21 protein-coding genes are annotated in these 23,148 nt (G+C 66.6%); 14 read left to right on the top strand and 7 right to left on the bottom strand.

The genetic code is table 11. The features are described 5' to 3' along the window. Nucleotides 1-29: 29 nt before the first annotated feature. From GFY24_RS16925 to GFY24_RS16945, 5 genes are all read left to right on the top strand, one after another. Nucleotides 30-629, top strand: coding sequence for a hypothetical protein (locus GFY24_RS16925; protein WP_153806007.1), 600 nt, complete (start codon nucleotides 30-32; stop codon nucleotides 627-629). Nucleotides 630-652: 23 nt separating this feature from the next. After that, a complete protein-coding gene (locus tag GFY24_RS16930; protein WP_153806008.1) occupies nucleotides 653-1,597 on the top strand; it encodes an alpha/beta hydrolase fold domain-containing protein in 945 nt (314 codons plus the stop codon). A gap of 238 nt (nucleotides 1,598-1,835) precedes the next feature. After that, a complete protein-coding gene (locus GFY24_RS16935) occupies nucleotides 1,836-4,139 on the top strand; it encodes a LuxR C-terminal-related transcriptional regulator (RefSeq protein ID WP_153806009.1) in 2,304 nt (767 codons plus the stop codon). 65 nt (nucleotides 4,140-4,204) lie between these two features. Further along, entirely contained in the window at nucleotides 4,205-4,435 is a 231-nt protein-coding gene (locus GFY24_RS16940) for an Arc family DNA-binding protein (protein ID WP_153806010.1), read from the top strand. Then, complete coding sequence (locus tag GFY24_RS16945; RefSeq protein ID WP_153806011.1) at nucleotides 4,416-4,865, top strand: PIN domain-containing protein; 450 nt, start codon at nucleotides 4,416-4,418, stop codon at nucleotides 4,863-4,865. Before GFY24_RS16940 ends, GFY24_RS16945 begins: the two co-directional genes overlap by 20 nt. 70 nt (nucleotides 4,866-4,935) lie before the next feature. Here GFY24_RS16945 and GFY24_RS16950 read toward each other — a convergent pair whose 3' ends face one another. The 3 genes from GFY24_RS16950 to GFY24_RS16960 form a co-directional block, all read right to left on the bottom strand. Then, entirely contained in the window at nucleotides 4,936-5,790 is an 855-nt protein-coding gene (locus GFY24_RS16950; RefSeq protein ID WP_153806012.1) for an alpha/beta fold hydrolase, read from the bottom strand. Then, nucleotides 5,791-6,951 (bottom strand): 3-hydroxy-9,10-secoandrosta-1,3,5(10)-triene-9,17-dione monooxygenase oxygenase subunit, encoded by a 1,161-nt coding sequence (hsaA, locus tag GFY24_RS16955; protein ID WP_153806013.1) that lies wholly within the window; start codon nucleotides 6,949-6,951, stop codon nucleotides 5,791-5,793. Between the two features lie 143 nt (nucleotides 6,952-7,094). Beyond that, complete coding sequence (locus GFY24_RS16960; protein WP_153806014.1) at nucleotides 7,095-8,852, bottom strand: alpha/beta-hydrolase family protein; 1,758 nt, start codon at nucleotides 8,850-8,852, stop codon at nucleotides 7,095-7,097. Between the two features lie 191 nt (nucleotides 8,853-9,043). Here GFY24_RS16960 and GFY24_RS16965 point away from each other — a divergent pair, with 191 nt between their 5' ends. Continuing rightward, nucleotides 9,044-9,409 (top strand): hypothetical protein, encoded by a 366-nt coding sequence (locus GFY24_RS16965; RefSeq protein ID WP_153806015.1) that lies wholly within the window; start codon nucleotides 9,044-9,046, stop codon nucleotides 9,407-9,409. On the opposite strand, the gene GFY24_RS16970 is transcribed toward GFY24_RS16965, so the two are convergent. Both GFY24_RS16970 and GFY24_RS16975 read right to left on the bottom strand, forming a co-directional pair. After that, nucleotides 9,406-10,410, bottom strand: coding sequence for a PHP domain-containing protein (locus GFY24_RS16970; RefSeq protein WP_153806016.1), 1,005 nt, complete (start codon nucleotides 10,408-10,410; stop codon nucleotides 9,406-9,408). The two genes, GFY24_RS16965 and GFY24_RS16970, sit on opposite strands and share 4 nt — an antisense overlap. 88 nt (nucleotides 10,411-10,498) lie before the next feature. Further along, on the bottom strand, nucleotides 10,499-10,765 hold the full coding sequence (locus GFY24_RS16975) for a hypothetical protein (protein ID WP_153806017.1): 267 nt from the start codon (nucleotides 10,763-10,765) through the stop codon (nucleotides 10,499-10,501). A gap of 530 nt (nucleotides 10,766-11,295) precedes the next feature. On the opposite strand from GFY24_RS16975, the gene GFY24_RS16980 reads away from it, so the two are divergent. Continuing rightward, on the top strand, nucleotides 11,296-12,345 hold the full coding sequence (locus tag GFY24_RS16980) for a tol-pal system YbgF family protein (RefSeq protein ID WP_153806018.1): 1,050 nt from the start codon (nucleotides 11,296-11,298) through the stop codon (nucleotides 12,343-12,345). Here the strand turns inward: GFY24_RS16980 and cutA are convergent. Next, a complete protein-coding gene (cutA, locus tag GFY24_RS16985) occupies nucleotides 12,326-12,661 on the bottom strand; it encodes a divalent-cation tolerance protein CutA (RefSeq protein ID WP_153806019.1) in 336 nt (111 codons plus the stop codon). The two genes, GFY24_RS16980 and cutA, sit on opposite strands and share 20 nt — an antisense overlap. A 196-nt stretch (nucleotides 12,662-12,857) precedes the next feature. Here cutA and GFY24_RS16990 point away from each other — a divergent pair, with 196 nt between their 5' ends. Beyond that, nucleotides 12,858-13,082 carry a hypothetical protein gene (locus GFY24_RS16990; protein WP_153806020.1) on the top strand — a complete coding sequence of 75 codons (225 nt, stop codon included), beginning with the start codon at nucleotides 12,858-12,860 and terminating at the stop codon, nucleotides 13,080-13,082. Between the two features lie 102 nt (nucleotides 13,083-13,184). Here GFY24_RS16990 and GFY24_RS16995 read toward each other — a convergent pair whose 3' ends face one another. Beyond that, nucleotides 13,185-14,693: an FAD-dependent oxidoreductase gene (locus tag GFY24_RS16995; RefSeq protein ID WP_153806021.1), complete on the bottom strand. Its 1,509-nt coding sequence runs from the start codon at nucleotides 14,691-14,693 to the stop codon at nucleotides 13,185-13,187. Nucleotides 14,694-14,861: 168 nt separating this feature from the next. Here GFY24_RS16995 and GFY24_RS17000 point away from each other — a divergent pair, with 168 nt between their 5' ends. The 6 genes from GFY24_RS17000 (at nucleotide 14,862) to xylB (ending at nucleotide 23,085) form a co-directional block, all read left to right on the top strand. Further along, on the top strand, nucleotides 14,862-17,255 hold the full coding sequence (locus GFY24_RS17000; RefSeq protein ID WP_153806022.1) for a PEP-utilizing enzyme: 2,394 nt from the start codon (nucleotides 14,862-14,864) through the stop codon (nucleotides 17,253-17,255). Nucleotides 17,256-17,504: 249 nt separating this feature from the next. Further along, nucleotides 17,505-18,431, top strand: coding sequence for a tyrosine-protein phosphatase (locus GFY24_RS17005; RefSeq protein ID WP_309230955.1), 927 nt, complete (start codon nucleotides 17,505-17,507; stop codon nucleotides 18,429-18,431). A 66-nt stretch (nucleotides 18,432-18,497) separates the two neighbouring features. Next, on the top strand, nucleotides 18,498-19,439 hold the full coding sequence (locus GFY24_RS17010) for a tyrosine-protein phosphatase (protein WP_153806023.1): 942 nt from the start codon (nucleotides 18,498-18,500) through the stop codon (nucleotides 19,437-19,439). A gap of 114 nt (nucleotides 19,440-19,553) precedes the next feature. Continuing rightward, the gene (locus GFY24_RS17015; RefSeq protein ID WP_153806024.1) at nucleotides 19,554-20,561 is read left to right on the top strand and encodes a glycoside hydrolase family 172 protein; all 1,008 of its coding nucleotides are present in this window, start codon (nucleotides 19,554-19,556) and stop codon (nucleotides 20,559-20,561) included. A gap of 108 nt (nucleotides 20,562-20,669) precedes the next feature. Continuing rightward, nucleotides 20,670-21,677, top strand: a complete 1,008-nt coding sequence (locus GFY24_RS17020; RefSeq protein ID WP_153806025.1) for a zinc-dependent alcohol dehydrogenase family protein — start codon at nucleotides 20,670-20,672, stop codon at nucleotides 21,675-21,677. Between the two features lie 16 nt (nucleotides 21,678-21,693). Next, nucleotides 21,694-23,085 carry a xylulokinase gene (gene xylB / locus GFY24_RS17025; protein WP_153806026.1) on the top strand — a complete coding sequence of 464 codons (1,392 nt, stop codon included), beginning with the start codon at nucleotides 21,694-21,696 and terminating at the stop codon, nucleotides 23,083-23,085. Nucleotides 23,086-23,148 lie beyond the last annotated feature (63 nt).

The raw sequence follows: 23,148 nt of genomic DNA on the forward strand, positions 1-23,148 counted from the left end.
TCGGCAGAGTACTGACGAGGGGAACTGCCATGTCGATGCCGGGGTTCGGACCGCCGGCGCCCGGGCCGCGGCGGAGTTGGTGGCGGTCGCCGGTCGGGGTGTCCTGGGCGTCGGCGGTGCTGGCGGTGGTCTGTGTCGCCGCGGGTGTGGCGCTGTTTCTGCTGTACTCCGGGGAGCATCGGGCGGCGCGGGAATCGGAGAGTGCGGAAAATCAGCTGCGGCAGGATCTTTCGGATGCCGCGCGGAGTGCGGATCGGCGGGCGGCGGCGCAGCGGGCGGCGTGTGAATTCGCGGTCGCGATGACGACCTATGACTCGGCCGATATGGAGAAATACCACTCGGCGATGTTGGATGGGTCGACCGGGGAGTGGCGGCAGTCGTTCACGCAGAACTGGCCGTCATTGCGGTCGGTGATGACGCAGATGCAGACGCGATCCAAGGCGGGTGAGATGCACTGCGGGCTCTCCTCGCTCGGGCCGCACAATGCCGAGGTGCTGGTGTTCGTCACGCAGGTGGTCACCAATTCGGCCAATGACACGCACTCCAGTTCCATCTCCGCGGTGACGCACCTCGACGAGCAGGCCGACGGGCGTTGGCTGGTAAGTGAAATGAAGGTGCCCACGGCGTAGCTGCCGGGCGGTATGGTCGCCGCATGACGGCGTTCCACGCATCTCGGGTGAGCTTTCTGAGTCGTCGGGTAGTCCCCGCCTACCTGCGGATTATTCGGGCGAACCAGGCATTCCTCACGGCTGAGCCCGCACGCAAACATCTCCGCGAGCGGAGCCTGCGACCCAAGACCTACGGCCCGCCGCGGCGACTGCGCTCGGATGTGGTGGTCTCGGTGGACCACAGCCGAGGCTGGCCGATCTACACGCTCATCCCCCGCACCGGGCGACCCCGCAGCAATGTCGTCTATGTACACGGCGGCGCATGGGTCAATGAGATCGCACCGCAGCACTGGCAGCTGGCGGCCGATATCGCCGGCGAGGTGGGCACCACGGTCACCGTGCCGATCTATCCGCTCGTTCCGTTCGGCACCGCCGAGCAGGTGGTGCACATGATCGCGAAACTGGTGCTGGACAACAGGTCGCGCTACGGCGAGGTATGCCTGGCCGGGGACTCGGCGGGCGGCCAGATCGCACTGTCGGCCGCCCAGGTGCTGCGCGACGAGCATGAGTTGCCGCTGCCGCGCACGGTATTGATCTCCCCCGCACTGGACCTGTCGCTGAGCAATCCGGAGATCGATGTGGTGCTGCCCACCGATCCGTGGCTCGGCAAGGAAGGCACCCGGGTCTTCATCGAATTATGGCGCGGCGAACTGCCATTGACCGATCCGCGAGTGAGCCCACTCCTCGGTGACATGCGCGGACTGGGCCCGCTGACCGTCTTCAGCGGCACCCGCGACATCGTGCTCCCCGATACCCGGCTACTGGTCGACAAGGCGCGCGGCGCGGGCGTAGCGGTCGACTATCACGAGGGCGCGGGACTGGTGCACGTCTACCCGCTCACCCCGACCCGCGAGGGACGGCACGGCCGGGCGCAGATTCTCGAGGCCTTGCGCAAGGCCCTGACTCCGGCGAAAACCGCTGCGCCGTAGCGACTTCTGGCGGGCTTTCGCAGGCGGCGAAGCCGGGTCGGTGAAGTTCGCTAATTATTCGCCACACGCATGGCCGGGCCCACCGAGTCGGACAGGCCGGTAGCAACACAGCAGGTCCGCCGGAAACCCGGTTGTAAGCGGGGGCACAGTACTTGGCAAGTACTTACCAGACAGCGCGAACTGGGTTTATGTGCCCGGTGGTGGCAATGAGCGTTGCGGATCACATAGGTTGGTGCTCATGGCGCGGCGTGTCAATGGAAACCTCCCTGCGGAGGTCACCAGTTTCGTCGGCCGCCGCGACGAGCTGGCTAACGCCAAAAGGCTGCTACCCACCACCCGGGTTTTGACGCTGCTCGGTCCTGGCGGCATGGGGAAGACCCGACTGTCTCGACAGATCGGGCAGTTGGTCGCGCGCGCTTTCCCCGATGGGGTGTGGCTGGTCGAGCTCGCCGATCTACAGGATCCGAACCTGGTGACGCTGAGCGTGGCCGAGGCACTGAACCTGCGCGACGAATCCACCGCGCCGCTGCCCCGGCTCACCGAATTCCTCGCCGATAAGCGACTGCTGCTCATTCTCGACAATTGCGAGCACCTCATCGAGGCGTGTGCCACGCTGGTCGGCCGGACCATCGCCACCACACCGGATGTGCGGGTGCTGGCCACCAGTCGCGAGGTGCTCGGGATTCCCGGCGAACAGGTGATGGTGGTGCCGCCGCTCACCGTGCCCGACGCCGATGCCGGCGGCGAGAGCGATGCGCTGCAACTGTTCATCGAACGCGCCAGCGCGGCCAATCCGGAGTTCAAAGCCACCCCGGGCAATTGCGCGGTACTGGCCGAGATCTGCCGGCGGCTCGAAGGTATGCCGCTGGCACTGGAATTGGCGGCGCTGCGGCTGCGCATGTTCACCCCCGAACAGATCCTGCACCGACTCGACGACACCATGGGACTGCTCAGCGCCGGGCCGCGCACCGCGCCCGAACGGCAGCAGACCATCGAGGGCGCGATCCGCTGGAGCTACAACCTGTGTACGCCCGCCGAACAGCTGCTGTGGGAACAGCTTTCGGTCTTCGCGGGCGGCTTCGATATCGAGGCCGCGGAAGCGGTATGCGTACTCGGCAAGGGTTCACTGATCGACGCGCTCACCGGGCTGGTCGACAAATCCGTTGTGGCGCAACGCTATGACGGGGATGTGGCGCGGTACTCCATGCTGGAGCCGATCCGGCAATTCGCCGCCGACCGGCTCACCGAACGCGGGGATGTACAGACCGTGCGGGCCCGGCATCGCGTGCACTACCGGGATCTGGCGCTGCGCGGGCAGACCGCGTACTGGACCACCGACGATGTGCAGTGGTTCCGCGAATTGAGCCGCGAACACGCGAATCTGCGTGCGGCACTGCGCTCCGGGCTCGAAGACGAGCCACTGGAGACCATTGCCACCGTGACGGTGCTGCGGCCGTTCTGGGAGCACAACCGGTTCCTCTCCGAGGGGTACCGGTGGCTCACCGAAGCCCTCGAACGCAATCCGGAGCCGACGGCCGAGCGCGCCAAGGCACTCTCCTCCGCCGCCTCCCTCGCCTCGCTGCTCGGTGATCGGGAATCGGCCGCGAGACTGGTCACCGAATGCCTGGAACTGGCGGCGGCACTGCAGGACTCGGACATCATGGCGGAGGCGGCGCTGGACCGCTCGCTGCTCGCCTTCGCCGACGGTGACCGGCAGGGCTCGCTCGAATTGGTGCGCACCGCCATCGAATTGGCGGCCGAGCACAATCAGCAGGCCATCGAGATGGACAGCCACGCCTTCGCTTTCATGTGCGCCATGGTCCTGGAGGCGCCCGGCCGCACCGAACTCGCGGAGCGCTTCCTGGAGCTGACCACCGCCAGCGGTTCACATCTGATGGGCGGGCTCGCGCTGTGGACGGTCGGTATCGACCACTGGCGGCTCGGCGATCTGGCGGGTTCGGCCGAATTCCACTGTCGCGCAATCGAACAGCTGGCGTTGTTCGACCGCTGTGTCTGGCTCTCCTCCGCCTTCGAGGGCCTGGCCTGGACCGTCTCCGCCAATGGTGACTACGAGCGTGCCGCCCGCCTGCTCGGTGCGGCGGAATCCCTGCAGCGCAGCACCATTCGCCTCGCGCACACCATTACCGTCGCGGTCGGCGACAAGGAACGCCTCAAAGTCCGAGATGCGCTGGGCGAGGACGCCTATCGCGCCGCCTTCGGCTCCGGGGCGAATATGCCCCTCGATGAGGCCATCGACTACGCCCTGGGCCGCACCGCCGCACCCGCCCTCGAACTACCGAAGCCCGCTCCCAAGCACGCACCCCGCAAGTCCGCCGCCACCGCCTCGGAAACGAATATCCTGACCCGCCGCGAAAAAGATGTCGCCCGGCTGATCGCGGCCGGTCACAGCAATAAGCGCATAGCCGCCGACCTGGTCATCTCCATTCGCACCGCGGAGACCCACGTCGAACACATCCTCACCAAACTCGGCTTCACCTCCCGCACCCAGGTCGCCGCCTGGGCCCACGAACACGGGCTGTGAGCCCTCGAGCCGGAGACTGCGTTTCACCTCTCGACCAGCGCTAGCGCTAGCGCTAGCATTAATGCATGGCTGCTATTCATATCCGCAACGTGCCCGAGAAAACGCTACGCGCTCTACGCGAGCGAGCGCACCGGCACGGGCGATCCATGCAGCAGGAGCTTCTCGAGATCATCGAGACCGCCACCACGGAGCCCACCGACAGCCCAGCGCCCGAACCGATCCAATTGACGACCGCACACACATCAGGCAAGTCCACGTGGCGACGGGAAGATCTGTATGACGATAGCGGCCGCTGATCACATCCTGCTCGACACCAATGTCCTGCTTGCCGCCACCGATACCGCCAGAGCCGAGTTCCAAGCTGCCCGTGCCGCTTTGGACATCTGGCCGGGTAAGGGCATCACGCTATACACCAGCGGCCAAATACTGCGTGAGTACCTTTGCGTTGCAACGCGACCGGTCAACCGAAACGGACTCGGTCTCGCCCGGCTGGATGCGCTCGCCAATATCGGTGTGCTCAGCGAGCGGTTGCGCCTGCTCGACGAGAGCCAGAAGGTCCACGGCCGATTGCTCACCCTGATCAACGACACAGAGTGCGCAGGCAAGCAGGTACATGACGCGAATATAGTGGCGACAATGCTCACACACGGCGTCGACGCGATCGCGACACTCAATATCGGCGACTTCACTCGATTCGACAAGCACGTTCGAATCATCAAGCTATAACCCACTGGGTGGGCAAACGACCTTCGCGCCCACCCGACATCAGACCGGTGGCGGGCGCGAAGGGCGCGAATTACAGGCCGTGCTGCAGGAATTCGATGACGGCGCGTTCGAAGGCAGCCTTGCGTTCCACCATTACCCAGTGCCCACAGCGCGAGAAGATGCGCAGATCGGCATTGGGGAGCTGGCGGGCGGGGAAGAGCGCGCCCTCGACCGGGGTGACGCGGTCATCGCGGCCCCACAGCATGAGGACCTCGTGCTGGAGGGACTTCAGGCGTGCCCAGAGTGGTAGCGACTCAGCCATTTTCGGGTTGAAGAAGGTGGCGTAGGCATCGCGCAGGGCGGCCTGGCCGCGCGGGTCGGCCGCGGCCTCGAGGCGGGTCGCCACCAATTCCTCGGTGAGCGTGGCCTCGTTGAAGACCATGGCACGCAGGAAGCCCATCGCCCGCTCGTCACTCGGGTTGGCGTTGTACTCCATGAGCCGCCGAATGCCTTCGGACGGTTCGGGTCCGAGCACATTCACCCCGACACCGCCGGGGGCCATCAGCACCACCCGGTCCACTCGACCCGGATGATCCAGGGCCAGCATGGCCGCGACCCCGCCGCCCATGGAATTGCCCAGCAGATGCGCCTTTTCGATGCCGAGCTCATCGAGCAGTCCGATCACCGCGTCCGCGGCGATGCGAAGGTAGTTGCGCTCGTATACTTCCGGGCGTCCACTCGCGCCGAAGCCGGGCTGATCCAGGATCAGACAGCGGAAGTGCTCGGCCAGTACGGGCAGGTTGTTGCCGAAATTGGCCCAGCCCGAGACGCCCGCGCCGGAGCCGTGCAGCAGCACCAGGGGCGCACCGGAGCCCGCCTCGTGATAACGCAGCTTGTGTCCGTCGACGGTGACCCAGCGCTCGGTATTCTCAACGGTCAGAGTCATTTACAGCATCCGATCCGTGACCTCGAGGCCCATCGCTCCCTTACCGAACATGGCCAGCGCGCGCTCCACGTCATTGATGGCGTGCACGCTGCCCGCGTGCGCGTCGCGCCAGTGCCGCTCGATCGGATTCGGCTTCTTGATGGAGTGGCCGCCGGAGTTCTTGAACAGCAGATCGATTGCCTCCAAAGCACGTTCGGTGCCGCGCACCTGATCGCGGCGGGCGCGCAGGCGGATCTCGAACGGAATCTCCTCGCCCGCTTCGGCATAGCGCAGCTGCTCGGAGGTATTGCGCTCCATCTGGAGAATCGCGGCGTCGATCTCGCTGGCGGCGCGGGCGATTCGCACATGCGCGAACGGATCGTCGGAGACCTTCTGACCGCCGTACGACAGGCGCACGCGCTCACGCTGCTTCTCGATATGCGCCTCGTACGCGCCCTCGGCCGCGCCGATGATGGGAGCGGTAATGGTGTTGGAGAAGACGCTGCCGAACGAAATCTTGTACAGCGGAGCGGTATTCACCTCCTGGCCGGGTCCGATCAGATTGGCCTGATCGGTGGCGGAGTACATGCGGTAGGCCGGGACGAAAGCCTGCTCGATGACAATGTCATTGGAGCCGGTACCGGACAGGCCGGACACGTTCCAGACATCCTCGATGCGGTAGTCGGTGCGCGGCACCAGCACCGTGAAGTAGTCCATGCCCTTCTCGGTGGGCAGCAGCGCGCCCAGGAACACCCACTGCGCGTGATCGCAGCCGGAGGAGAAGCTCCAGCGGCCGGACATCTCGAACCCGCCCTCGACGGCGGTCAGCTTGCCGGTCGGCGCGTAGGAGGACGACACCAGAATGTCCGGGTTCTCGCCCCACACATCCTGCTGCGCGCGATCGTCGAACAGCGCCAGCTGCCACGGGTGCGCACCGAGCACCGAGGCCACCCACGCGGTGGACGGGCAGGCCGTGGCTACCGCGCGCACCACCTGATAGAAGTCCACCGGGGAGGCTTCCGCGCCACCGAAACGCTTGGGTTGCAACATGCGGAACACACCGGCCTCGGTGAGTTCGGCAATGCTGGCGTCGGGCACCCGCCGCTGCTCCTCGGCCTGCACCGCGCGTTCCCGGATAGCGGGCAGCAGATCGCGAACCCGATCGAGCACCTTGTTAGTCATGCGGGTGTTTCCTCCTCGTGCAGTGGTTCCTGCACTCGACGCTATGGCGCGGCGGGCTATGCCGATCAGAAAAGTCCCGGTCAACGGAATTCTCGGCAGGTAGCTGCCATGCCGCACCGGCCGCGCCGACGCCGGTGTATCAGCTATTTGTGGGCATATTCCCAGGTGATGTCCTCGTCGAGGGCTTGGCGAATGCGCTCGGTGAGTTCGGGTGTCCAGTCGGCGGGTTGGGCGACCTCCGCCCAGGCGTCCAGGACCGTGGTGCCGTAGCGGTGGCCGTGACCCGACGGGACCTTCTGCGCGTGCGCTAGATCGGCGCTGACCTGCCAGAAGGTGACGATCGGCCACCAGCGAATGGATTTGGAGACGTCCGCTCCGCGCGGTTCCTTCAGCCAATCCGGTTGTGTGAACAGCAGATCCGGGGACCACCAGACGATCGGGTCGGAGGCGTGCTGGAGATAGCCGATGCGAGGCGAAAGCCATTGCCGGTCCGGGTGTTTCAGGTCGTCGGCGGTCGCGCCGAACCGCACCGCGAGACCGTCCGCGTAGATGGGCAGGATCTCGGGCGTCCCCGGATCGCGGCGCTCGGTGAACTGCTGCCACAGCCGATTCGAATTCGGCGGGCCGACCCACAGCACGCCGTCGACCAGCGTGCGAATGTCATCTAGTCCGGTGAAGGCGGCCTCCGAGCCCTGCGAGCCGAGGCTTTCGCCGTAGATCAGCAGTTTGGGCCGATGCTCCGGAGGCAGGGTCGCCCAGCGCTCGTGTACGGCGTGCACGACCAGTCGACCGGCGTCGGCGGCCTTCTGTTTATCGGAGAGGAACGACAGCACGCTGGGCAGATACGAATATTGGGTCGCCGCGATGGCGCTGTCCCCGCCGTACATGAATTCGATGGATTCGGCGGTGGTGGAGTCCACCCAGCCGGTGCCGGTGGTGGTCACCACCACGAGGGCCTTGCGCTCCCAGGCATTGGTGCGGTCGAGTTCCTCGACCACCAGATCGGCGATGTCCTGCTCGGTGTCGGCCGACTCCAGGCCCGCGTACACCCGAATCGGTTCGCGCGCGGGCTTTCCCGTCACCTGGGCGATGCGGGCGACGGTCGGCACATACGAGACGAACCAGCGCCCCTCCGAGCCGAGGGTGTCCCAGGGGGCGAGCGACTGCGGACTGCCCGAACGCTCCGGCAATTGCGGTTGCACCGCCGACGGCGAGGTATTGCTATTGCGCACGCTGAACGCCGAATTCGCCACGGAGAAGAAGGCTTTCGCGAGTACGCCCTGGAACAGCAGGACGGACAGCACCACGATCACCAGCACCGCGCCCGGCAACGCGACCGCGCGCGGAATCCGCCAGTCGATATTCAGTACCCGGAGGAGCCAGCGGAAGAACCAGCGCACACCGCGGTATGCGCCGATCACCAGCGCCACCGTCGCCGCGGCCAGGAGTTCGGTGCGCAGATAGCTGGAGGTGGCGGTCGGGGCCATTCCCATCAGCGTTTCGAGATCGCGCTGCCACCGCGCCGAGCGCGCCAGCACCGCGGCCGCACCCACGGCCGCGCTCACCATGATCGCGATCTTGGCGAGCTGCCGGGTCCGGTCCGAAGGCTGCCACAGCCCTGCCCATCTGGTGACCGATGCGGGCAGTCGCGGGCGCACCCACTTGCGGAACGCCCAATCCAGGACACACCCGACCCCGTAGCCGATCACCGCGCTGATCCCGCTGACCAGGCCCTGAAAGATCCACTCGCGCGGCAGAAGTGACGGCGACACCGACCAGGCGAAGAAGATCGCGCCCACCACCACCCCGGCATAGTTCGGCCGGACAGCGTGTTCGGCCGCCCGCAGCCAGCCCCGGATTCGTGCGGACAGCGACTCCCCCGGCGGCGACTCGGTACTCATGCCCCGGAGTCTTCCCGGCTTCAGCAACCCTTCGGCTAAGCGACACGCGGCACCCACCGCGCCGATACGCTGAGCTCAGGTGCGCGGCACCGCTCCCGGACGAATCCGCCGGCCGACGGTCCGAGACCTCCAGTCGCACCGGCTTTTCCCGCACAGTATCTACGATTCATCTACGGAGAGGTGGAGGGTCGATGGGTATGACGATCGAGGGCGATCGGATGAGCTGGCTGGTGCCGTGGACCGTGGCGGCGTGGGGTGCGATCACCGCGGTGCTGACGGCTCCCATCGCGGCCGCGCTCATCGGAAGTGTCTATCGGTTTCCGATCCCGTTCGGGGACGATGCGCGCGGGCTCGCCGCCGCCCTCAACGCCGGGCTGGCATCGGTGTTCTATCTGGTCATGGGGGAAGGGGTGGCGCTGGCGGCGCTGGGAGGTGTTGCGGGCTACTTCATTTCGCGTGCCATCGGGCCGTGGTTGATCCGCGCACTGGTCTGTGCGGTACTGGCCGGTTTCGGGCTGGCGGTGCTCGGCGCGCTGGCCCTCGCGACCTTCGGCTAGGACGCTGCCCAGGCCAGCAGATTGTCGACCGGCCAGGTATTGATGATCCGCTCGGCGGGCACGCCATTGTCGAGTGCGCGTTGTGCGCCGTAGCCGAGGAAGTCGAGTTGACCGGGCGCGTGTGCGTCGGTGTCGATGGAGAAGTCGCAGCCGATATCGAGGGCCAGCTTCAGTAGCCGAGTCGGCGGGTCACGACGCTCGGGTCTGGAGTTGATCTCGACGGCGGTGCCATAGTCACGACAGGCCGTGAACACCTGCTCGGCATCGAAGGCCGACTCCGGCCGAGTACCCCGATTCCCCTCGACCAGCCTGCCCGTGCAATGCCCGAGAATGTCGGCCTGCCCGCCCGACACCGCACGCACCATCCGCCTGGTCATCGCGGCGGAGTCCATCTTGAGCTTGGAGTGCACGCTGGCGACCACGATATCCAGTCGCTCGAGCAGCTCAGGTTCCTGATCCAGCGACCCGTCATCGAGTATGTCCACCTCGATCCCCGTCAGAATCCGCATCGGCGCGAACTCCGCCCGCAACCCGTCGATAACGTCGAGCTGCTCCCGCAACCGCTCCGCGGAAAGCCCATTGGCAACGGTCAAACGCGGCGAATGATCGGTCAACGCGCAGTACTCATGCCGCAACGCGAGCGCGGCCCCCATCATCTCCTCGATAGGCGCGACCCCATCCGACCAGTTCGAATGCAGATGCAAATCCCCCTTGAGCGCCGCCCGTACCTCCCCACCCCCCAAATCCTTTGCCGCCCCGCGCAACTGGACCAACACGTCCGGCTCCCGCCCCGCCCAAGCCTGCGCAATCACCGCCGCTGTCTTGGGCCCCACCCCGGCCAGCGACTGCCACCCATTGGTCCGCCCGAATTCCTCCCGCTGCCTCTCGTCCAGCGTCTCCACCACATCGGCCGCCTTCCGATAGGCCATCACCCGCCTGGTTTCCTCGCGGGCCCGGTCCTTGTAGAACGCGATCTGACGCAGTGCAACGACAGGATCCATACCTCCAGTGTGCCCCGTGCACCGACTCACCCGCGCGCTGTCCCGCTACTTCGAGGTGGGGTACCTGACATCGCGGGGATGGCCCGCCCTACAGTGTGAAGCGGCCACCTTTGGTCGCCCACAAAGTGCGACCGCGTTTGGTGAGTTGCCAACCCCTGGAATGGTTTTCGGCCAGACCACGGGCCTCGAGGCGGATCAGAATCCGGCGCACCGCATCATCGGTCAGCGTCATACCGGGACCGATCGGCGGTGCCGCGACTACCTTCCCGACCTGTTCGCCATCCAGCCCATCGACGGTGCTGAGCGCACCCAACACCGCGAGGTCCGAAAGCGCGAGCGGACTTATGCCCGACATCCTCGCCGCCCTCCGAAGTAGCGGGCGTGGTGGGCAGCGGACGGGACAAGAACCGCATCCACATCCGATTCTCGAACCTGATCGACCAGTGATATGGCCGAACACTCAGCGGGCCAGATCAATTCGTATCCAAGCCGCCTGGCGAGGCGGATTAGTTGCGCCCGATCCCATTGCGCCCCAACACCGGACAGTTCGTCATCGAAATATCCGAATGCGGTGGGTATCGCCCTCATGATCGCCCCCTTTTTCGGTGATTCCTACCTCTTTCAGCATTCCGGTTGTCCGTCCTGGCGAACAGCGCAAAACTGTAGGCAAACAAGCGCATCGGACTCATGTGGGGAGAGCCGACGAACGTTCAACTCAGGACATTTCGACTGGCCAGCGGCTTAACACAAGCCGAGCTGGCCGAGCGATTGTGCGATCACGTCGAGTGCGCAACCGGTCATCGCCCAGCAGTCGACGACCAAGCCATCAGCCGGTGAGAGTGCGGTGAGATTGCCTGGCCTCGACGTGCGACGCGTCAAGCGCTCGTGGCTCTGTTGGGAAGCGGTTCGGAGGCAGCACTCGGGCTGTATCCGAAACGAACCAAACGCGACGCCGAAGAGGACGAAGCAACGAAGCGCAGACAATTTCTCGCTGCTGCCGGACTGGCTGCCCCCTTGCTGGGCAGTCAGTCACAGGTACGCGTCGGAGCGATCGACGTCGATCGGATGCGCCGGAAGTTCACCAAGCTCGAAGCACTCGATAGCGAGCACGGTGGCGGCGACACCTTCCACCTGTATTTCACCGAACTGGCTCGCACCGAGCAGATTCTGCACAGCACCAGCCGCCGACTGGCGGTGTCGAAAAGCCTCATCGAACTCGGCGCGCAGCAAGCGCAGCAAGCCGGATGGGCAGCTTTCGATGCCGGTTTCATCGACATCGCCGTCCCCTTGTTCGACTACAGCCGCAGCGCCGCAAAAGAAGTAGGAAGCCGCGAGCTGGAGGCGAACTCACTCGTCCACATCGCCTATGCCACAGGACAATCCGAGTCGATCGAAGCCGCGGATGCCGCATGTGCTGCCGTTGGACGTGACGCGCCGGGGAAGGCGGTTGCGATGCTGCAGTCACGTCTCGCCTGGTCATTCGCTATGGCGGGTCGAACGGATGCGGCGGCGCGAGCGCTCGACGATGCGCGGGCCGGTCTGGACAGCGGTGACGATTCACCGAGTTGGTGCTCGTGGATGAACCACTCCGAGCTGGACATTATGGCCGGACGTGTGTGGTCTGTGCTTCGTAAGCCCGAGCGTGCGATCCCGCCGCTTCAGCGCGCGCTCGCGGACTACCCAAATAGCTGGGCTCGGGACAAGGCTCTGTATCTGACGTGGCTCGCGGACGCCTACCTCGACGCGGGCGACGGCACGCGGGCTGTCGAGACAGCCGGGCGGGCCTTCGCTCTCGCCGGGACGGTGTCGTCGGTGCGTCCGCTCGCACGGGTCCGTGAGACGGCTCAACGGGCATCGGCGGCAGGAGCGGCCGGGGCTAGGGATCTCGCGTGCCGGGCCGCTGCCGCGCGTGCACCTATTCCTGTGCGGCTGTGAACTTTTCGACCCAGTCGGCGTACCGGTCCATTGCCCACTCAACCGGCGAGGCGATGATCTCGGAGCCACCCGCCCAAGGGTGCAGTTCGAGAATCCGGTCCGCCAGCCTGTCTCGGGCGACAGCCGACGTCTTGAGCGTCACGCGCCATTCCTGGCCTTCACCCAGCTCGTCGTTGTGCCAGAACACCGACATCGCGGGTCCGGTCACCTCAGCGCCGGCGGCAAGCCGTTCGGCCACCACGGTTCGAGCGATCTGCTGCGCGTCCTCCTCGGTCGGAGTCGTCGACGTAACTGACCACACCCTCGCAGCTGCCATGAGGCAACAGTAGGCGCTGCTGGACGCCCACGGCGATGTCCGTCAGATCGTGTCCAGTCCACGCAGCGCGACGACAGGATCCACTTCTCCAGTTAACTCCCCACCCGCGCGCAAGATCCGCTGACACCCGGTATCGTCCGCTCCACTTGGACGACAAGGCAATTCATTCCCACGGGGAGTGCGGGGGACGGAATCGATGATCAACCTGGTCCTGATACTCGCGATCCTGGACATAGGACTCATGTCCGTCCTGGTCGTCATCTACTGGATCCCACCCCTGTACCGACTCATAGGCGATATCCCACTGGTGCAACGCTATTGGCGCGCGAACTGGGGCCACCCGAGATCGCTGATCCCGTTCCTCATCCTGGCAGGGGTGGCCATCCTCTGGGGCCTGGTGTACCTCCTCGATGCGCTATAACCAACACCCCCAAACCTGGACACTCGATCACCAGGCACTCACGGTGGGGAAACGGACAAAATCCCTCTACCAGCGCCTGGTGATCGTATGACCAGGTCAGAGCTATTCGGTTCGGGCTGCGGCGGTTCCGGCGCGGCGGCCGAAGAAGGTGCCGTCGCCGAGGGAGGTGCCGGAGATGTAGCCGATGCCGTGTAGGCCGTTGGTGGCGCGGCCGGCGGCGAAGAGGCCGGGGATGCGGTCGCCATTCAGGTCCAGGACGTGGGCGTCCAGGTCGGTGTGCAGGCCGCCGAGGGTGAAGACGGAGGCTCCGGTGCCGCGGCGGTCGCCGGCTTCGGAGGGTGGGCGGATGCCTGCTTTGACGTCGATGGCGGCCAGGGGTGGGGTTAGGGGGCGGAGCCAGCGGGGGGACTTGTGTAGGTCGAGATCGGCTCCGCCCATGGCTAACTCGTTGTAGCGGGCGATGCCGGCGGTCAGCGATCCGGTCGGCAGGGCGGTCAGTTGCTCCAGCTCTTCGGGGGTTTCGGCGACGTGGGTGGGGCGGACGCCCCAGCGCTGGGGTTCGGGGACGTCTTCGAAACCGTCCTCGTCGACGATCACCCAGACGGCGGTGTCGCCGCCGGCCCAGCTGCCGCCCATATTGTTTCGATACAGCGCGGCCTGGCCGATGCGGCCGGGGTAGGTGTCCTCGTTCATGAAGCGCTGACCACGCGCGTTCACGACCATGCCGCGCGCGGCGAGACCGGGAATCAGGGACATGCCCACCTGACCGGAGGACATATGCCGCACGCCCGCCCCGAGCGCCTGCGCCATGCGGATACCGCTGCCGTCATCGGTGCCCGCACTGACCTTGGTGTGGCCCAGCAACTCTGGTGCGTGCGCGGCGAGCATGCCGTCATTGTCGACGAAGCCACCGGTGGTAAGAATGACACCGCGATGCGCGCGGATGGCGATCTCCGTACCGTATTGCCGTGCAACAACTCCCACGACCACCCCGTCGGCGTCCACGATCAGCGCACCGGCCTGGGTATCGAACAACGTTGTCGCACCGGCGGATTCGGCGGCCCGCGACAGGCATTCCATCAGCAGCTTCCCGCCGAAATCATTGGCGGTCGGCCGATGCCCGCGCGGTGCGGGCTTCGCCAATTCGGTGAAGGGCCAACTGTTCTCGCCCAACCACATGAGCCCGTCATCGGTGGGCGGCACCCAGGTGGGCGCGTCCCACATGGTCGGCTTGAACGGCACGCCGCGATGCACCAGCCAGTGGAAGTGTTCGACGCTGCCCGCGCTGTACTCGTCGATCTTGGCGGCATCCGCGCCCGCACCCATGGCGGCCTTCAGGAATGCCGCCATCTCCTCGGGAGTGTCGTCGTATCCGCAGGCGACCTGAATCGGTGTGCCGCCGCCGAGGTAGATCTCGCCGCCGGACATGGCCGAGGCTCCGCCCGCCCCGCCGGACCGCTCCAGGATGAGCACGCGCGCCTCGGTGCGCGCGGCCTCGAAGGCCGCCGCCGCCCCGGCCGCGCCGTAGCCGATGACCAGTACATCGGTCTCGAGGTCGTAGTGGCTCACCTCTGCGGCCGCCCGGGGCGTCACCGAATTCCGCGCTGTCATGCCTGCACGGTGCACCCTCGGGCACGGTGGACATAGCTCTCCATCTTGCTCACCGACTCGCCGATCCCGTTGACCGGGACTGTGACCAGCCCGGGAGCAGCGCACTGGGGATGGTGTGTGAACGCCGTCACTGTGGTTGGGGACGTCGCACGAGTTGGAGGAGAGTCAATGCGGATTCTGGTCACCGGAGTCACCGAGCTGAGCGGTCGTTCAGTGGCGCGCATGCTGCTGGCGGCCGGGCACGATGTCGTCGGTCTGGACCGGCAGCGCAACCGTCTGGTGGATCCGCGCGTCGAGGTGATCGTCGGCGATCTGTCGGATGAGCAGGTCTGCGCCCGCGCCGTCGCCGGTGCCGATGCCGTGGTGCATTCGGCGGGCCGTGCGGTCGCCGGAATCGCCTCGGCCGCAAGCGATGCCGGTGCCCGCCTGGTGATTCCCGTTGCGGCGGGCTCGGATTCGTCCGTCGAGAAGATCGTGGCGGGCAGTGGCGTGGATGCGCTGATCGTGCGCACCGCCCTGGTCGCGGGCCGCCGCATGGATGCCGGGAGCTGGCGCGCGCTGGAGAATCTGGCCGGTGCGCGCGGCAATACCGCCCTGCAGGTGCTGCACTATGACGATCTGGAGCGCTTCCTGGTGCTGGCCGCGCTCTCGCAGCGCAGCGGCACCGTCGGGCTGGCTGCCCCGGGTGAGGTCTCCGGCGATGACGTGCGCGCGGCATTGAAGGACGCGGGCGTGAAATACGCTGCGTGGCTGCCCCGTTCGTCGTCGAACAAGACACAGGTGGACACCACCGCCGCCCGCGAGGAGTGGGGATTCCGCTTCGGCTGGACCGCCCGCGAGACCGTCGCCGATGTGGCGCGCGGCCTGCACGGTCGCAGGGCCGCCGGTTCGGGTATCCGCGACCGCCGGGGCGCGATTCCGCTGCCCTCGCACGTGGTGCCGCAGAACGCGCCGACCTCGGACGGTTATCAGCTCAAAGCCTCTGCGCCCGAAGGACTTCAGGGCGAGTTCGACGATCTGCTGGATGATCGCATCCCGGTCTTCACCGCCACCAATACCTCCGAGGCACTGCCCGGCCCGCTCACCCCGCTCAGCATCGATCTGCAGGCCGGTGCGATCCGCCTGGGCAACGAGGCCATGGGCCATATGATCGCCATCGAGGGAGAAGCGCTGGAGCACTGGGTCTCTCGCGTCACCGGCGTGATGGGCCATCACATGTACATCAACGCCTCCATCGGCGTCTTCTCCGCCGAGAATATGCCCGGCTGGGATGAGGAGAGCGTGCGCCGCGATGTCTACGGCGCGATCGGCGATGTGGAGCTGCATCCCAAGGGCCGCCCCGCCATGGCATCGGGTTTCGCCGCCAAGCTGGGCACCTTCAAGGCGCTCGGCCGGGTCGGCGCGACCGCCATGAGCTTCCGCAAGACCGCCGAGCTCATCAATGCCGCCTCGCACGCGGAAGCCCTTGACCGGGACCGGATTTCGGAGCTCACCGATGAGCAGCTGCACGCCCGCGCCCTGCTGTGGCGGGACCGGCTGAATCAGGCGTGGCAGGCCGCCTCCATCGGCGTCATGATGACCGGCGCCGCCACCGCCGCGCACAAGGGCGAGGTGAAGATCAACCTCGAACGCCTGGAGTCGGCCAAGACCATGCTGGCCGTGGAACGCCTGGCGGCATTGTGCCGCAAGGATTCCGGCCTGCAGGCCATTGCCAAGAGCGGTGACGTGGGTGCCGCCCGGGAGAAGTCGCCGGAGTTCGCCGAGGCCCTGGATCAGGAACTGGCCCGCATCGGCCATCGCGGCCCCGGCGAGTGCGAACTCATCAACCCCACCTTCGGCGACCGCCCCGAATTGCTGGTGACCGCCGCCGGTCGCGCCGCGGAAATGCCCGCGCCGCACCGGGAACCGGTCGCCGAGCCGACCGGCCGCACCGCCAAGATGGCGGTCGGCGCCACCGTCTACCGCGAGCGTGCCCGCGATGCCGTTGTGCGCGTTACCAATTGCCTGCGCCTGGTCACCCAGGAGCGGGCGGCGCGCCTGATCAAGGCGGGCAAGCTCACCGAGATCGAGGATTCGGCCTTCCTGACCCTCGACGAAATCCTGTGGGCCCCCGCCGATCTGAAGGAGCGGGTGGCCCGCCGCCGCGCCGAGCGGATTCGCTTCCGGGGCGTCCGCATGCCCGATGTGATCAATGGCGACTGGGAGCCGGAGGAGATCTCCGGCGCGCTCCCGGTCGGTGAAACCCTCACCGGCCTGGGCGTGAGCCCCGGCGTGGTCGAGGGCACCGTCAAGCGCATCCTGTCCCTGGACGACGATATCGAGCCCGGCGACATCCTGGTCGCCGCCGTCACCGACACCGGCCACACCGCCATGTTCGGTTACGCGGGCGCGGTGGTCACCGATATCGGCGGCAGCGCATCACATGCCGCGATCGTGGCCCGCGAATTCGGCGTCCCCTGCGTGGTGGACACCAAGACCGCGAGCGTCAGCCTGAAGGACGGTCAGCGCGTCCGGGTCGACGGCGCGGCCGGCACCATCACCCTGATCGCCGACGCCGAGTAGGCACCCACGCATCGAAGGTCCCGGCCGCAACCCGAATCCCGCAGGCCGGGACCGAAAGTCCACCCGCCGGTCAGTTCGCGGGGATCTCATCCGCCGTACACCCACCGGCCGAGAATCCAGGGGAACCTGCTCCAGCCCGGCACTCCGGGCAACTTGTGCGCGCAGGCCGCCAGGCGCATTACGCCCGCACGCTCATGAACCCGGGCCGGATATCCACTATTTGGCTCGTGATCGAAAGGAATACCGATAGTGACGATTTCGCGCGCAGTACGCGGAACCCTGACCGGTGTGGCCGCCGCGCTCATCGCCGTCTTCCCCGCCACCATCACCCCTGCGGTCGCAGCCCCGATCTCGGTGGTGCAGTCCCCCAAGGGCACCTCGCTCGAGCTGAGCACCGCACCCAATGCCCGTGATATCGGCGGTATTCCGACCCAGCAGGGCGGCGGCAAGATTCGCGACGGCCTAGTCTACCGCGCCGATGCGCTGAACCGGCTGACCGCCGCCGATCAGCAGGCGCTGGTGGCCGCGGGCATCACCGAGGTGATCGACTTCCGCAGCCCCACCGAGCGCGGTGCGAACCCGGATCAGCTGCCGAGTTCCATTCCGGCACAGTCACTTCCGGTCTACGACCCGAACAACGATTTCTATGTCTTCTTCGGCAAGGCCGTCCAGGGCGGACCGGCCCTGCAGCAGCAGCTGCTGGGTGACGGCAAGGGCGCGCAGTACATGCGCGACTACTACCGCTGGATGATCACCGATGCCACCGCGCGCACCCAGTTCGGCACGGCGCTGAAGGAGATCGCCAATGCCTCGGGCGCGGTGCTCTACCACTGCACGGCGGGTAAGGATCGCACCGGCTGGATGACCGCCATCCTGATGAGCGCGCTGAATGTGCCGAAGGGCCAGATCTACAACAACTACCTGGCCTCCAATGACAATCTGGCCGCCGCCAACAAGGCCACCCTGGACGGTCTGGTGGCCAAGGGCCTGGTGACCGATCCGTCGCTGTTCGAGCCGGTGCTCGGCGTGGACAGCTCGTTCCTGGACGCCTCCTTCGATCAGGTGCAGCAGTCCTTCGGTTCGTTCGACAACTTCCTGACCCAGGGCCTGGGCATCGACTCGGCCACCCGCGACGCCCTCTCGGCGAAGCTGCTGGACAAGCCGGGCAACCGCTAGCCGGTTGACCGCAGAACCCGAGCCGGATACCCACTGTCCGGCTCGTGATGGAAAGGAATACCGCTAGTGACGATTTCGCGCGCAATACGCGGCACCGTGACGGGTGTAGCCGCCGCGCTCATTGCCGTCTTCCCGGTCGCGATGACCCCGGCGTCCGCCGCCCCGATCGCGATCCTGCATCAGGCTCCGGTCGGTGCGGACTTCAAGCTCCAGGCCGCGCCCAACGCCCGTGACATCGGTGGCGTGGGTGCGCAGAACGGAAAGATCAAATCGGGTCTGGTGTTCCGCACCGACGCGCTGAACCGGCTCACCGATGCCGACCAGTCGACACTGACCGCCGCGGGAATCACCAAGATCATCGATTTCCGCAGCCCGGCCGAGCGCGCCGCGAGCCCCGACAAGGTGCCCGCGTCGATCTCGACCATGACCCTGCCGATCTACAACCCCGACCAGGATTTCTACGCCTACATCGGCGGACTCATCCAGGCCGGGCCGGACGCGCAGCAGGCGGCGCTCGGTGACGGCAAGGCCGCGCAGTACATGCGCGACTACTACAAATGGGTCGTCAATGATCCGACCTCCCGCGCGCAGTTCGGTACCGCGCTGAAGGAGATCGCCACCACCTCCGGCGGCGTGCTGTTCCACTGCACCGCCGGTAAGGACCGCACCGGCATGATGACCGCGTTCCTGATGAGCATCCTGGGTACCCCGCAGGATCAGATCTTCGGCAACTTCCTGCTCTCCAACGATCGCCTCGCGGGCAGCACCAAGGCCACCCTCGACGCGCTCGTGGCGCAGGGCCTGATCAAGGACCGCACGCTGTTCGAGCCGGTTCTCGGTGTGCAGAAGGACTACCTGGAATCCGCGTTCTCGCAGGCCGTGGCCTCCTTCGGTGCGGTGAACGATTTCATCTCCCAGGGTCTGGGCATCGACGCGCAGACCTACAAACTGCTGCAGGACAAGCTGATCGAAAAGGGTGGCGTCGCCACCGGTTCGTTCGGTAGCTGATCCCTCTCCCGGATGCCGGCGCCGTGTGTGGGACGGCGCCGGCATTCGCATGTGCGGGGACACTCCCGGACGGCATGTCCGGGACATGCGGGGCCACCACGTGCGAAAATTCGCATGGTGCAGGAGATCTGGCAGCTCGACGGGCGGCGCACCCGCTCGATCAGCGCGGAGAACCCCACCGGCGAGCCCGGTGCGGGCGGGCGCGCCATCGCCGGGACCGGGGCTTTCGCGGCCGCCGGAATGGGTCGCGGCTGGAAGGTCTCGCCGTCCGTCGATATGGAATCCGGACAGACCGTCACCCTCGCCGATATCACCGGACCCGGTGTGATCCGGCACATCTGGATCACCCTCGACCGCACCCTGCTGCGGCACTTCACCCTTCAGGTGTATTGGGACGGCTCACCCGAACCCGCCATCGCGGTACCGCTGGGCGATTTCTTCTGCAATGGCTGGGAGCAGCCGGCACTGGTCAACTCACAGATGGTGGTGGTCGCGCCGGCGGGCGGGCTGAACAGCTACTGGCCCATGCCGTTCGGTTCGAACGCGCTCATCACCCTGCACAATGGCGCGGAACGCACCACCGAGGTCTATTATCAGATCACCTATCTGGAAGAGGATGTGCCGTCCACTGCCGGATATCTGCACGCGCGCTGGCGATGCAGTGATCCTTTGGGCTCACCCGCTGTGCATCCGCTCGTCGAAGTCGTCGGCGGTCCCGGCCGCTATGTGGGTACCTATTTGGCCATCGAACCGCGGGTGCCCGGCTGGTGGGGTGAGGGCGAGTTCAAGTTCTATCTCGATGACGACGGCGAATTCCCGACCATCTGTGGCACCGGCACCGAGGACTATTTCGGCGGCGCTTGGAATTTCGATCTCAATGGCACGCAACTGCCCTACTCGACGCCTTATCTGGGCCTGGTGCAGGTGCAGCCGCACGATCGCATCTACGAACCGCAGCAGCGATTCGGCATGTACCGCTGGCACATTCCCGATCCGATCTGTTTCGAGTACGGTCTGCGCGCGACCGTGCAGGCGCTCGGCTGGCGCGAGGACGGGCACTATCTGCCACTCGAACACGCTCATGTCGCGACGACCGCGCTGTGGTACCAATCGGTTCGTTGAGCCGAATTCACCGATGCCTCCCGCAATCAGGACGAAATGAAATCGACGATGTGATTGCTATTGGGTAAAACGCGCCGAGCGGGCGGCGATCGGGTGCATGGTATGCATATGCGCGCGTTGGTGGTCGAGAAGCCAGGGCAGTTCTCGGTCGAAACAGTGCCGGATCCCGTGCCCGGAGCGGGGGAAGCGGTGGTACGGGTCGATGCGGCCGGGATTTGTGGTACGGATATCCATATCGTCGAGGGGGAATTCCCGCCGACGCCCTATCCGATCATCCCCGGACACGAATTTGCGGGGGAGATCGTGGCTCTCGGCGCCGGGTCGGCCGGAGTACGAGTGGGTGATCGGGTAGCCGTCGATCCCTCACTGTTCTGCGGCAGATGCCATTACTGCGCGATCGGGCGCGGAAATCTCTGCGAGAACTGGGGCGCCATCGGCGATACCGTCGACGGGGCCATGGCCGAGTACGTGAAAGTACCCGCCGCCAACTGTTATCGACTACCCGGGCATCTCTCCGCCGCGCATGGCGCACTGGTGGAACCGCTTTCGTGCGCGGTGCACGGATTCGATGTACTGCCCAGGCGACTCGGCTCGCACTATCTGATCTACGGCGCGGGCACCATGGGGCTGCTCATGCTGCAATTGGCGATCGCGGCGGGGGCGGCCTCGGTTTCGATGGTGGATACCAATGCGGATCGGCTCGCGGTCGCGCGCACGCTCGGCGCGGACGCGGCCACCGTCAGCGCCGACGATATGGATCGGCCGGAGGGCTGGGAGATCGTCATCGATTGCAGCGGAACGATTGCCGCCATCGAAGACGGGCTCGCGCGGGTGCGGCGCGGTGGCACCTATCAGCAATTCGGGGTCGCGGCGGCGGACGCGCGCGCGGCCATCTCCCCGTTCCGTATCTACAACGACGAGATCACCATTGTCGGTTCGATGGCGGTCCTGCACAGTTTCGGGCGAGCCGTGGATCTGCTCGGCGAAGGCGTCATCGACGCCGACACCATGATCACCCACGATTTCGCGCTCGACGAATTCGGTGATGCCCTGCGGACTTTCCGCGCCGGCACCGGCCGCAAAATCCAGCTGCATCCCCGACGGGCGGCACGATAGGGACGGGTAGGGGCCAATGACGGTCGTTGCCGGAGTCGACAGTTCGACGCAATCCTGCAAACTTGTGGTGTGCGATGCAGACACCGGAACGGTGCTGCGGCAGAAGCAGATAGCGCATCCCGAGGGCACCGAGATCGCACCCGCGCTGTGGTGGGATGCGCTACGCGCGGCCTGCGATCGGATGATGCGCGATGTAGAGGCCATCGCGGTCGCCGGGCAGCAGCACGGGCTGGTCGCGCTGGACGGCGCGGGGCTACCGGTGCGGGATGCGCTGCTGTGGAACGACACTCGCTCGGCGGAGGCGGCGGCGCAATTGGTCGCCGAACTCGGCGGGCCGAAGGCATGGGCGGATGCGGTGGGCAGTGTGCCGCTCGCCGCGCATACCGTGGCCAAGCTGCGCTGGTTCGCCGATCATGAACCCGAGTTGGCGGATCGGACTGTGCGGGTGCTGCTTCCGCACGACTATCTGACCTGGCAGTTGCGCGGCGGCGATCCCGATTCGGAGCCGACCACCGATCGCGGGGAGGCATCCGGGACCGGATACTGGTCGCCCGCCACCGGGCAGTATCGCACCGATCTGCTCGCCATGGCGCTGCACGGGCGCAAACCCGGTCTCCCAACGGTTCTCGCACCGGCCGGGGTCGCCGGGCATACCCCCGGTGGCCGGATGGTCGCCGCCGGAACCGGCGACAATGCCGCCGCCGCACTGGGATTGGGTATCGAGGACGGGGATGTGGTGGTCTCGCTGGGCACCAGCGGCACCATCTTCACGCGCTCCCCCGAACCCAGCGCCGACCCTACCGGCGCGGTGAACGGCTTCGCAGATGCCACCGGAGCTTTCCTGCCACTGGTGTGCACCCTGAACGCGGCCCGCGTCCTGGAGGCCACCGCGGTCCTGCTCGGTACCGACCTGTCCGGCCTGGAAGTCCTTGCCGCCCAATCCCCCGCGGGCGCGGACGGCCTCACCCTGCTCCCCTACCTCACCGGTGAACGCACCCCGAATCTCCCGCACGCCACCGGCAGCCTGCACGGCCTGCGCCCCGCGACCATGCGCCAGCACCACCTGGCGCGCGCCGCCATCGAAGGCATGCTCTGCAATATCGCCGACGCCTTCGACCACCTCCCCATCACCACACCCCGGCGCATCCTGCTGATCGGCGGAGCCGCCCGCTCCCGCCTGATAGCCCACGCCGCCGCCACCATCTTCGGCCGCACGGTCGCGGTCCCCACCCCCGCCGAATACGTGGCCCTCGGGGCGGCGCGCCAAGCCGCCTGGGCCCTGCGGGGCGGCCCCCGCCCACCCCGCTGGCCGATTCCCCCCGCCACCGAATTCCACACCGCCACACCGGCAACCGGCGCGGCAATCCGCGCCCGCTACGCCCAAATCCGGGACAGCTACTACAACTGACCGCTGATACCCGTCGTCATCGTGGCAGTCTCACTCGTCATCCCGGCGGTCACACTCGTCAAC

This window comes from Nocardia sp. SYP-A9097, from assembly GCF_009649815.1.
Taxonomy (GTDB): Bacteria; Actinomycetota; Actinomycetes; order Mycobacteriales; family Mycobacteriaceae; genus Nocardia.

Excerpts from the sequence above, each read along its gene's own strand:
- GFY24_RS17015 (WP_153806024.1), top strand. The coding sequence starts at position 19,554 with ATGGTGCAGGAGATCTGGCAGCTCGACGGGCGGCGCACCCGCTCGATC.
- GFY24_RS16965 (WP_153806015.1), top strand. The coding sequence starts at position 9,044 with ATGGGTATGACGATCGAGGGCGATCGGATGAGCTGGCTGGTGCCGTGG.
- GFY24_RS16930 (WP_153806008.1), top strand. The coding sequence starts at position 653 with ATGACGGCGTTCCACGCATCTCGGGTGAGCTTTCTGAGTCGTCGGGTA.
- GFY24_RS16995 (WP_153806021.1), bottom strand. The coding sequence starts at position 14,693 with ATGACAGCGCGGAATTCGGTGACGCCCCGGGCGGCCGCAGAGGTGAGC.
- GFY24_RS16925 (WP_153806007.1), top strand. The coding sequence starts at position 30 with ATGTCGATGCCGGGGTTCGGACCGCCGGCGCCCGGGCCGCGGCGGAGT.
- GFY24_RS16945 (WP_153806011.1), top strand. The coding sequence starts at position 4,416 with ATGACGATAGCGGCCGCTGATCACATCCTGCTCGACACCAATGTCCTG.
- GFY24_RS16940 (WP_153806010.1), top strand. The coding sequence starts at position 4,205 with ATGGCTGCTATTCATATCCGCAACGTGCCCGAGAAAACGCTACGCGCT.
- hsaA (WP_153806013.1), bottom strand. The coding sequence starts at position 6,951 with ATGACTAACAAGGTGCTCGATCGGGTTCGCGATCTGCTGCCCGCTATC.
- xylB (WP_153806026.1), top strand. The coding sequence starts at position 21,694 with ATGACGGTCGTTGCCGGAGTCGACAGTTCGACGCAATCCTGCAAACTT.
- GFY24_RS16990 (WP_153806020.1), top strand. The coding sequence starts at position 12,858 with ATGATCAACCTGGTCCTGATACTCGCGATCCTGGACATAGGACTCATG.
- GFY24_RS16935 (WP_153806009.1), top strand. The coding sequence starts at position 1,836 with ATGGCGCGGCGTGTCAATGGAAACCTCCCTGCGGAGGTCACCAGTTTC.
- GFY24_RS16970 (WP_153806016.1), bottom strand. The coding sequence starts at position 10,410 with ATGGATCCTGTCGTTGCACTGCGTCAGATCGCGTTCTACAAGGACCGG.
- GFY24_RS17000 (WP_153806022.1), top strand. The coding sequence starts at position 14,862 with ATGCGGATTCTGGTCACCGGAGTCACCGAGCTGAGCGGTCGTTCAGTG.
- GFY24_RS17020 (WP_153806025.1), top strand. The coding sequence starts at position 20,670 with ATGCGCGCGTTGGTGGTCGAGAAGCCAGGGCAGTTCTCGGTCGAAACA.
- cutA (WP_153806019.1), bottom strand. The coding sequence starts at position 12,661 with ATGGCAGCTGCGAGGGTGTGGTCAGTTACGTCGACGACTCCGACCGAG.
- GFY24_RS16975 (WP_153806017.1), bottom strand. The coding sequence starts at position 10,765 with ATGTCGGGCATAAGTCCGCTCGCGCTTTCGGACCTCGCGGTGTTGGGT.
- GFY24_RS16950 (WP_153806012.1), bottom strand. The coding sequence starts at position 5,790 with ATGACTCTGACCGTTGAGAATACCGAGCGCTGGGTCACCGTCGACGGA.
- GFY24_RS16960 (WP_153806014.1), bottom strand. The coding sequence starts at position 8,852 with ATGAGTACCGAGTCGCCGCCGGGGGAGTCGCTGTCCGCACGAATCCGG.